Genomic DNA, 8,405 nt, shown 5'->3' with positions numbered 1-8,405 from the left:
ATGATCACCTATGCGGTATTAGCACCCGTTTCCGGATGTTATCCCCCTCTTATGGGCAGGTTCCCCACGTGTTACTCACCCGTTCGCCACTCATCCACACTCTGCAAGCAGAGTGCTTCAGCGTTCGACTTGCATGTATTAGGCATACCGCCAGCGTTCGTCCTGAGCCAGGATCAAACTCTCATTTTAAGTTTGACTTGCTCATAGTATTAATTGTGAGTTAACCATGTTAACTCGTTTGTTGCCTTCGACTCCAAAAGAATCGAAGACCCCTGCACATTTGGTTGTTTCTACTTTGTTCAGTTTTCAAAGATCTATCTCGTTCAGTTTGTGTTATCTGCGTTTCAGCAGCAACCTTTATATCATATCATCGTCCTGATTCAACGTCAACACTTTTATTTAATTTCTTTGAAAGCATTTATTTTGGATCGTATTCTTTCGAACGACAACTTCATTAGTATACCTTGTTCCCAATTGCTTGTCAACAAGTATTTTATGTTTTGTTGTTACCAGCAATTAACGTTTGCAGCAACAGAATTAATAATAACAGGTATTTGAAGATCCGTCAATGATTAAATTGTATTTAACAATCATTCTTTTAGCAAGTTCATTGTATCAAGCTGTCGGGTTGCTCATCCTTCTATTTCTTCATCTTTTTAATAAGACTCATTCGACAACTTTAAGTTTTAGTGTCTACCTAAGCACATTCTCTCCTTAAACCTTATTTCCTCCTATAACAACATGATATATCCTCAGCTTAATTGATAAAAGCTGGGAATATATCATTCGAGGTGGTATTGTCTGGGCAAGTACTCGTGTGAGCCTTAGTTTAAAAGCCCTATGCTTGCTATTACCTTTCCAACTGTATTGATCAGATTGCTTATGCATTTTACTCCATACTCTTTTGCTTCATATAAAGTGTCTTAAGATTTTCAAAATTAATATCGTAGTCTTTTTTAAAGTACAAAGAATATATGACGTCATAAATAAATGAAAAGGCTAAGTTATTAGAAAAATTGGTTATTTTATGTCCAGGCGACTCTCCGGTATTAATAGTCAGTCGGTGTGTTGCTCTAAGAGCAAATGACTCGTTAGTCGGCGGGCTGATTAGTATGATTTTTGAACTATTTCCAATCAGTGTTTTAAAGTATTCCTGGTGTTTATTTAATTTCGGACTGTAGGTTGCATAAATAATTGCATCTTCTTTTGAACTTGTCTGAGCAACAGACAACTTTAAGTACTCACTATCAGGAAGATCAATATGTACGCCGAGAGTTCTCATTCGATTCTTGAATATCTCGGCAATATTATAGTTTTCTTCGTCTACAAATAATATAACATTTCTCGCTTTCTTTAATTCTACTATCGCATAGTGTAGTTCCCTCATATTAAGATGTGTGGAGGAATAATAAATTGTCTGTTCATAAAGTTCTCTTATAAGTGTCAGTACAGAAAAATCGGAGTCTTCTTTTTCAAATGGCCGATTAAAATCAACTTTTGTATTCTCATGAACAAGTTTGTCTGAAACAGAAGCAGTGATCATCATTTTCAATTCATTCAATCCAGAATAACCCAGCCTATTACATAATCTATAAATAGAGGCTTTAGAAACATAGCACCTTTCTGAGATTTCTCCTATAGACATCTGATTAAATTCAATAGGATACTTATTGATAAAATCGATTATTTCCTTCTCGGTGTTCGTCTTATTCTCCAGACTATTAATTTTTGCAAATAGATTCAAATCCTGATCCCTCTTTTTATTTTCTTTCTTGTCAGGTCACGTTAACCTCAAGTGGCTTTTTTACTTGATTGATTCGAAAGTTAGCTAACGCTCCTAATAGATTTGCATCATTTCTAAATTTGCACTGAACGATATCCGGGACAGCCAGCAAATATGGAATTGCTTCACTATAGACCTTTAGCCTGTCTTTCAGACATTCTATAAAGATTTGTTGTTCACTAATCCCACCGCCAATCGCAAATTTCTGAGGATCAAATATGTGCTGAAGATTACATAACTGCACTACTATATTATCACAGTATTCTTCAAGTGCTTTATAGGCTTTAACATGACCCGAATTGATTAAACTGAATACATCTTCTCCCGATAAGCTTCCTTCCGGTAACTCTTCAGCCTTTTCAACAGACTTAATCAGAGAGATTACACTAGCCCGATAGCCGAAGCTGTCAACACTCTCTTCATTCTTTTTATTTAAAATGAAGCTGAATTCCCCACTGATATTATTATGTCCGCGATGCAGGTGATTGTTAATCACAATTCCACCCCCAACACCTGTCCCAAAAACAAGTACGATCCCCGAGTTCATATCCTTTAATGCTCCAAACCATGACTCAGCTAGCGCAGCACACTTCCCGTCGTTCTCAACTGCCACTGGGAGCGAAGTGAACTCATGAAACATATCAACTATATTTGTTTCCTCCAAATAGGACAAGACTCCTGCCGAGTAAGCATAGCCATTAAATATATCTATCTTTCCAGGCATACTGACAGCTATGCCAGATACATCTTCTTTGCATTGCTCATAGACTTCTTTAATTTTTTCCAAGAATTCTTCTTTGCTATTTCTAGGAGTAGGAAATTTCCCTCGACTAAAAATCGCATTATCTTTCGATATGATTCCGTACTTGACGAAACTCCCCCCTATGTCAAATGCTAGATAATCCATATATTTACCCTTTCTAAAAGAAAAATTGAACCAGTCGTTTATGAACTTCCAGTTCAATTTCTGATTTAATTAGTTTGTTTTTTTGATGCAAGCCACTCAAACAACGATAATCCATTGTCCTCGATTTCATTATTATAAACATAAATCCACGACCAGTGATCATTATATTTATAAGATTCCCCATTATCGTCTGTATAGTTCCCGCTAGTATCGATAACGTGATCATATATTGTTGAGCGAACATCACTAGATCCTAATTCAGTTAATCTTTCTACAAGCTCCTGAGTAGTGGATTGATAAGGCACTACTTGATCATTACGACAATGAACGAACCATATCGGAATTTCTTTGATAGTCATCAGCTGATTATCGCTGATCCAATCAGAAGAATATGCCTGGCAGATAGGAAATGCAGCAGCAAATAGTTCTGGTTTAGATAACAGCAGATTCACTGTCATATAACCACCATTTGACCCTCCCCCAACGTAAACCCTTTCATCATCCACATGGTTATTATGAATGTAATCCTCTATTAAATCAAGCAGGGCAGCAGTATATTTACTTTCTCCATTTTTTGTATAGGCACCGTGTCCATCATCCATCCACATAGTCGGCGATTGGGGGGCTAATACATGTGCACCGTCAAAAATATCCTGAACAGTGTTAGACACCAGCGAGACACTTTTGTTACCATACAATGCAATACGAGGATCCGTTCCCCCTTCTCCTGCACCATGGAGCATGATGATCAAAGGCCTCTTAGATTCCATTTCTTTAGGAGTATAAGAGGCATATGACAATTTCAGGTCTTTGCCCCAACGGTCTACATAGCTGTGTACTCCTGTTTCAAAAAGGGCAGCCTCAGGTTCAAAAACTTCGGTCAACTCTTTGGACGATAATACAAAACCACTGATTTCTTTATTATCTATCGTCTGAACAGTATTAAGCTGAGTAATTGTATAGTCTATCTCTGTATACGAATTGAATCCAGTCTCGAAGCTGTAATTAAAGGGATTAGTAAATACATTATCAGGATGAACTTCCAGTTCAACAGTAACATAACGAGAAGGGCTATTTACTTTATTACCGATTGAGTCAGATAAATAATGCGCAAGTATTGGCACTTCACTTTCGCCGTCTACTGATTTTATTTCTCTTTTATCCATATTAAAAGAGGTATACTGCTTCTTTGCCTCAATTTGTACAAAGGAATCTGGAAGATTTAATATCTCTTTTTTTATATCAATAATCATCTTGGAATAACCAGGTCCCCAATCAAACCCATGAATAACCAGTTTAAAATCGGGACTGCTTTTCATTTTGTCTACTCCTTCATTGACTCTTTTCTGATTGGGTTGTTCCTTATTCATTCGACAAGTCCTTTCCATTAGAAGCAATAACTTTTTTATACCAATAAAAAGATTTCTTTTTAGTCCGTTTAAACGTTCCTTTGCCTTCATCATTTGAGTCTACGTGAATAAATCCGTACCGTTTCCTCATCTCTCCAGTTCCTGCAGAAATTATGTCAATGCAACCCCATGCTGTATATCCTAACAAGTCCACACCATCATACTCAACAGCTTTGATCATTTCCTTAATGTGACTTGCCAGGTAATCTATCCGATAATCATCCTCAATAGTACCATCTTCTCTAATTTCATCTAGTGCACCCAAGCCATTTTCTACAACAAACAAAGGCATCTGATATCGATCATACAGTTCATTAAGTACCACCCTGAATCCTACCGGGTCAATTGGCCATCCCCACTGAGATTCCTCGAGATAAGTATTCTTCACCGCGTTGAACTGATTCCCGCCCACTTTCTTCACATCTTCTCTAGTAGATACAACTGCTGAGTTATAATAACTAAATCCAATGTAATCTACCGTTCCTTGTTTTAAAATTTCTAAATCATCATCTTTCATTATCAGATTGATGCCTTTTCTTTCAAATTCTTTCTTAGCATACGCAGGATAGTAGCCACGACATTGGATATCGCTAAAGAAATATTTAAACATTCTATTAAACTCTATCTCCTGCATCTTATCATTAGGATTACACGTTTCAGGATAGGTACCGATCGATGCCACCATCATTCCGAGCATAAAATCCGGATTAATTTTACGGGCTTCCAGCACAGTACGGGCACTTGCTATAAAAACATGATGAAGAGCCTGAAAACGATCTTTATCTTCTTTACTGTGGATTCCTAATGTGTTGTACCCATGCAAAAAATTGATTTCATTAAATGTCATCCAGTATTTCACTTTATCTTTATAGTGCTTAAACAGTAGCTTGCTGTATTCGACGAAATTGTCAATCGTCTCCCGATTTTTCCATCCTCCTTTTTCGTCAGCCAAATTTAATGGCATATCAAAATGATTGATAGTGACTACCGGTTCGATGTTATATTTTAACAACTCATCGAAAACCTCACTATAGAATCGGAGACCTTCCTCGTTGATCTCAGACAAATCACCCTTTGGTAAAATTCGTGACCAGCTAATTGACATGCGATAGGATTTGTATCCCTGTTCTGCAAACAAGCCGATATCCTCTTTCCAGTGATTATAAAAGTCGGTTGCATTGTGACTTGGATAGTACTGGTCAGGATCCAAGTACCCTTTGTACCCTTCAGGTACAGCTTCATACGCTGGCAAGTATTTGACTTCTCCTTCACTGTTTATCACTGATACCTTACGAGGTTCATTTTTGTCTCCTCCAGTAATTAAATCTGAAGTAGCTAATCCTCTACCCCCTTGGTCGAAGCCTCCTTCGTACTGATTGGCTGCAGTTGCTCCACCCCATAAAAAATCTTTAGGCATACTCATCTTCTGACTCCTCTATTTTTAATTTGCTGGCTGTAATACTACTTCTTTTTGTTTTTTCATTTCCAACTCAGCTGCTTCGGCTTGCTCTTCCGCTAAAGCTAATTTATCAGCTTTTTTGAAGAAAGGATAGTAGATTAACGAATCTACAAGAACTATTGAAAGTGCAGCTACTGCTCCAAGCAGACCAATCCTAATAAAGTGACCTACCACTACCGGCATGACCCAAGGTAGTGAAATGGTTGGATTTAAAGCATTAAAAAATCCTAAATTGTATAAAGTTATACCCATTAGACCGTTTACTAATGATGAACCAATTAGTGGAACAAAGAATAAAGGATTCAGCATAACAGGTAATCCGAAGATAAGCGGCTCGTTAATATTAAATAGTGCAGGTCCGAAGTTTAATTTTCCTAATGTTTTGTATCTCTCAGATTTTGCTACAAAAGGCATCATCAAGGAAAGTCCGATTGTATTACCTGTTCCTCCAAACGCATAGAACATCATTGCTCCAGTAAATGCAAAGTATGGCATTGCTTCCCCACTCATAAATGCATTAACGTTTGCTGTCCCAGTAGTCATAAGCACCGGAATAAACATACTCAAAATAACGTTCGGATGAATTCCAAAAAACCAGCATGCTGATGACAGTACCATAAAGATGACTGCAGATGTTGGATTAGCACCCAAGTTAAGTATTGGTGTCCCTATAATTGTATTGATCATATTGAAATAGTTCTCATATGCAGTAAATGACAAACCTACTCTAGCAAGGAATACTCCTGTAAAAATTAAAATAGCAATAAATGTAGGAGACATGGATTCCGCTACCTTGGATGGGACAGAAGAAGGTAGTTTAACCACTATTCCTTTTTTATTCATAAATGCATATAAACCTGAAATGATAAGAGCTAGTATCATTCCTCCGAAAATACCATTTGCTCCAAGGAAGTCAAAATCAATTCCACTAACAACTCCAACTTCGGAGGAAATAGTATGAGGCATCAAAATCAAGTAAGCTGCCAAAGACATGATCCCTCCAGTAATACCGACTGCAGATCTCTGCTGGGCATGATAGTAACCAATGATAAACGTCATATATAGTCCCAATGATTCTAATGTTACTTTCAATGTTGCCTGCATATGAAGATCAATTCCTGTTGCATTCAACCAATTCAGCCAAGGTGCAATGGGCAGATTAGATATGATAGCTATTAGCGCAACACCTAGACTTAAAGGCATAGTAGCCATCGCGCCATACTGTATAGATTTGATGATTTTGTTCTCTGATAATTTGCTCATGGCAGGCATTATTTTTCTATCAAGCGTATCTGAAAAATTGGACATTTTAATTCTCCATTCGATTTTTATTAGCACTGAGTCATTTTCCGGATAACAACTCTGCAACCGCATTCATTGTATTGCTTCAATTGTATTCCCGCAATAAAATAACCGGCATTTGAAAGCGCAGTCTCAAAAATAGAGAACATTTTTCGATTTTTACGATACAACTGTCTCGTAATATATTTAATGAAAATAAATCAATTGAAAGTCACTTGCGCTTTTTTTAAAAATGAAGCTGCACTAGTCTACTTTATCTTAGTCGATTACTAATTATCAAACCTATTTAAATTGTTTGACCAGCTAGTCCACATTAAAAGGCAAGCAACCATATCATAAAAAAGACTTTAATTGTTGACGAATCAACAATTAAAGTCTTTTTTAAATATTTTACTAGTATACCGGCGGCCGGAGTCGAACCGGCACGCCCTAACGGGCACTGGATTTTGAGTCCAGCGTGTCTACCAATTCCACCACGCCGGCATGTTTCAATATGAAGATAAGGCGGTAACCGGATTTGAACCGGTGATGAAGGTTTTGCAGACCTCTGCCTTACCACTTGGCTATACCGCCATCTTAAAAAATGATATTCAATTAAAACTGGGCTACTAGGATTCGAACCTAGGAATGACGAGACCAAAACCCGTTGCCTTACCACTTGGCTATAGCCCATTGAAGGGCGACTGATGGGGATCGAACCCACGAATGCCGAGACCACAACCCGGTGCGTTAACCACTTCGCCACAATCGCCATATTCTTATTAAAATCATAGCATATTCAACAAATGATGTCATGATGAATTGCTGACAGGGGTAGCAGGAGTCGAACCCACATCGATGGTTTTGGAGACCATAGTTTTACCATTAAACTATACCCCTAGCGATGGAGGGAGTAGGATTTGAACCTACGAACCCGAAGGAACGGATTTACAGTCCGCCGCGTTTGGCCACTTCGCTATCCCTCCAAATTGCTATGGCGCTGGACAGAGTCGAACTGCCGACACACGGAGCTTCAATCCGTTGCTCTACCAACTGAGCTACAGCGCCATCTTTCAATATCCTGCTTTACGGTCCCGACGGGAATCGAACCCGCGATCTCCTGCGTGACAGGCAGGCGTGATAACCGCTACACTACGGGACCTCACGTAAATCTTTATATGAGACACTGCGAGCTTTCGCTCGAGTGTAACATGGCTGTATATGCTGAAGCATTGACAGACATGGCCGCTACACTTTCGTTTCGCATACTATATCTGTACGTTACTAAAGTAACTACAGCTATAGCAATTGCGGGGGCAGGACTCGAACCTGCGACCTCCGGGTTATGAGCCCGACGAGCTGCCAACTGCTCTACCCCGCGATAATAATAGAAAATCATTGTATTGAGACACTGCAAGCTGACGCTTGAGTGTATTATGTCTGTAATCGCTGAAGCTTCAACAGCCATGGAAAAGGAGGATGTGGGATTCGAACCCACGCGCGCTTTTACACGCCTGACGGTTTTCAAGACCGTTCCCTTAAGCCGGACTTGGGTAATCCTCCATT

General features: G+C 38.7%; 5 protein-coding genes, 10 tRNA genes and 1 rRNA gene. All 16 read right to left on the bottom strand.

From position 1 onward, the window contains the following. Positions 1-189, bottom strand: a 16S ribosomal RNA gene (locus BMX79_RS12325); the annotation flags it as partial. Between the two features lie 700 nt (positions 190-889). Beyond that, positions 890-1,744, bottom strand: coding sequence for a MurR/RpiR family transcriptional regulator (locus BMX79_RS12320; protein ID WP_091483109.1), 855 nt, complete (start codon positions 1,742-1,744; stop codon positions 890-892). Positions 1,745-1,775: 31 nt separating this feature from the next. After that, a complete protein-coding gene (locus tag BMX79_RS12315; protein ID WP_091483107.1) occupies positions 1,776-2,690 on the bottom strand; it encodes an ROK family protein in 915 nt (304 codons plus the stop codon). Between the two features lie 65 nt (positions 2,691-2,755). Further along, positions 2,756-4,060 (bottom strand): prolyl oligopeptidase family serine peptidase, encoded by a 1,305-nt coding sequence (locus BMX79_RS12310; protein ID WP_170231059.1) that lies wholly within the window; start codon positions 4,058-4,060, stop codon positions 2,756-2,758. After that, positions 4,053-5,522: a glycoside hydrolase family 1 protein gene (locus BMX79_RS12305; RefSeq protein ID WP_091483103.1), complete on the bottom strand. Its 1,470-nt coding sequence runs from the start codon at positions 5,520-5,522 to the stop codon at positions 4,053-4,055. The genes BMX79_RS12310 and BMX79_RS12305 overlap by 8 nt, the downstream gene beginning before the upstream one ends. A gap of 18 nt (positions 5,523-5,540) precedes the next feature. Then, a complete protein-coding gene (locus tag BMX79_RS12300) occupies positions 5,541-6,866 on the bottom strand; it encodes a PTS sugar transporter subunit IIC (RefSeq protein ID WP_170231060.1) in 1,326 nt (441 codons plus the stop codon). Between the two features lie 393 nt (positions 6,867-7,259). Continuing rightward, a tRNA-Leu gene (locus tag BMX79_RS12295) sits at positions 7,260-7,343 on the bottom strand. Positions 7,344-7,362: 19 nt separating this feature from the next. Beyond that, a tRNA-Cys gene (locus tag BMX79_RS12290) sits at positions 7,363-7,433 on the bottom strand. Between the two features lie 27 nt (positions 7,434-7,460). After that, positions 7,461-7,532: transfer RNA gene (locus tag BMX79_RS12285), tRNA-Gln, on the bottom strand. 6 nt (positions 7,533-7,538) lie between these two features. Further along, a tRNA-His gene (locus tag BMX79_RS12280) sits at positions 7,539-7,611 on the bottom strand. 57 nt (positions 7,612-7,668) lie between these two features. Continuing rightward, a tRNA-Trp gene (locus tag BMX79_RS12275) sits at positions 7,669-7,739 on the bottom strand. Positions 7,740-7,744: 5 nt separating this feature from the next. Continuing rightward, positions 7,745-7,825: transfer RNA gene (locus tag BMX79_RS12270), tRNA-Tyr, on the bottom strand. 9 nt (positions 7,826-7,834) lie between these two features. Further along, positions 7,835-7,907, bottom strand: a tRNA-Phe gene (locus BMX79_RS12265). Positions 7,908-7,928: 21 nt separating this feature from the next. Further along, positions 7,929-8,001 (bottom strand) — tRNA-Asp (locus BMX79_RS12260). 146 nt (positions 8,002-8,147) lie between these two features. Beyond that, positions 8,148-8,220 (bottom strand) — tRNA-Met (locus tag BMX79_RS12255). Between the two features lie 92 nt (positions 8,221-8,312). Beyond that, positions 8,313-8,402 (bottom strand) — tRNA-Ser (locus BMX79_RS12250). Positions 8,403-8,405 lie beyond the last annotated feature (3 nt).

Origin of the sequence: Alkalibacterium pelagium (genome assembly GCF_900109325.1) — a bacterium.
Lineage (GTDB): Bacteria > Bacillota > Bacilli > Lactobacillales > Carnobacteriaceae_A > Alkalibacterium > Alkalibacterium pelagium.
This window is presented reverse-complemented; position numbering and strand designations above follow the sequence as displayed.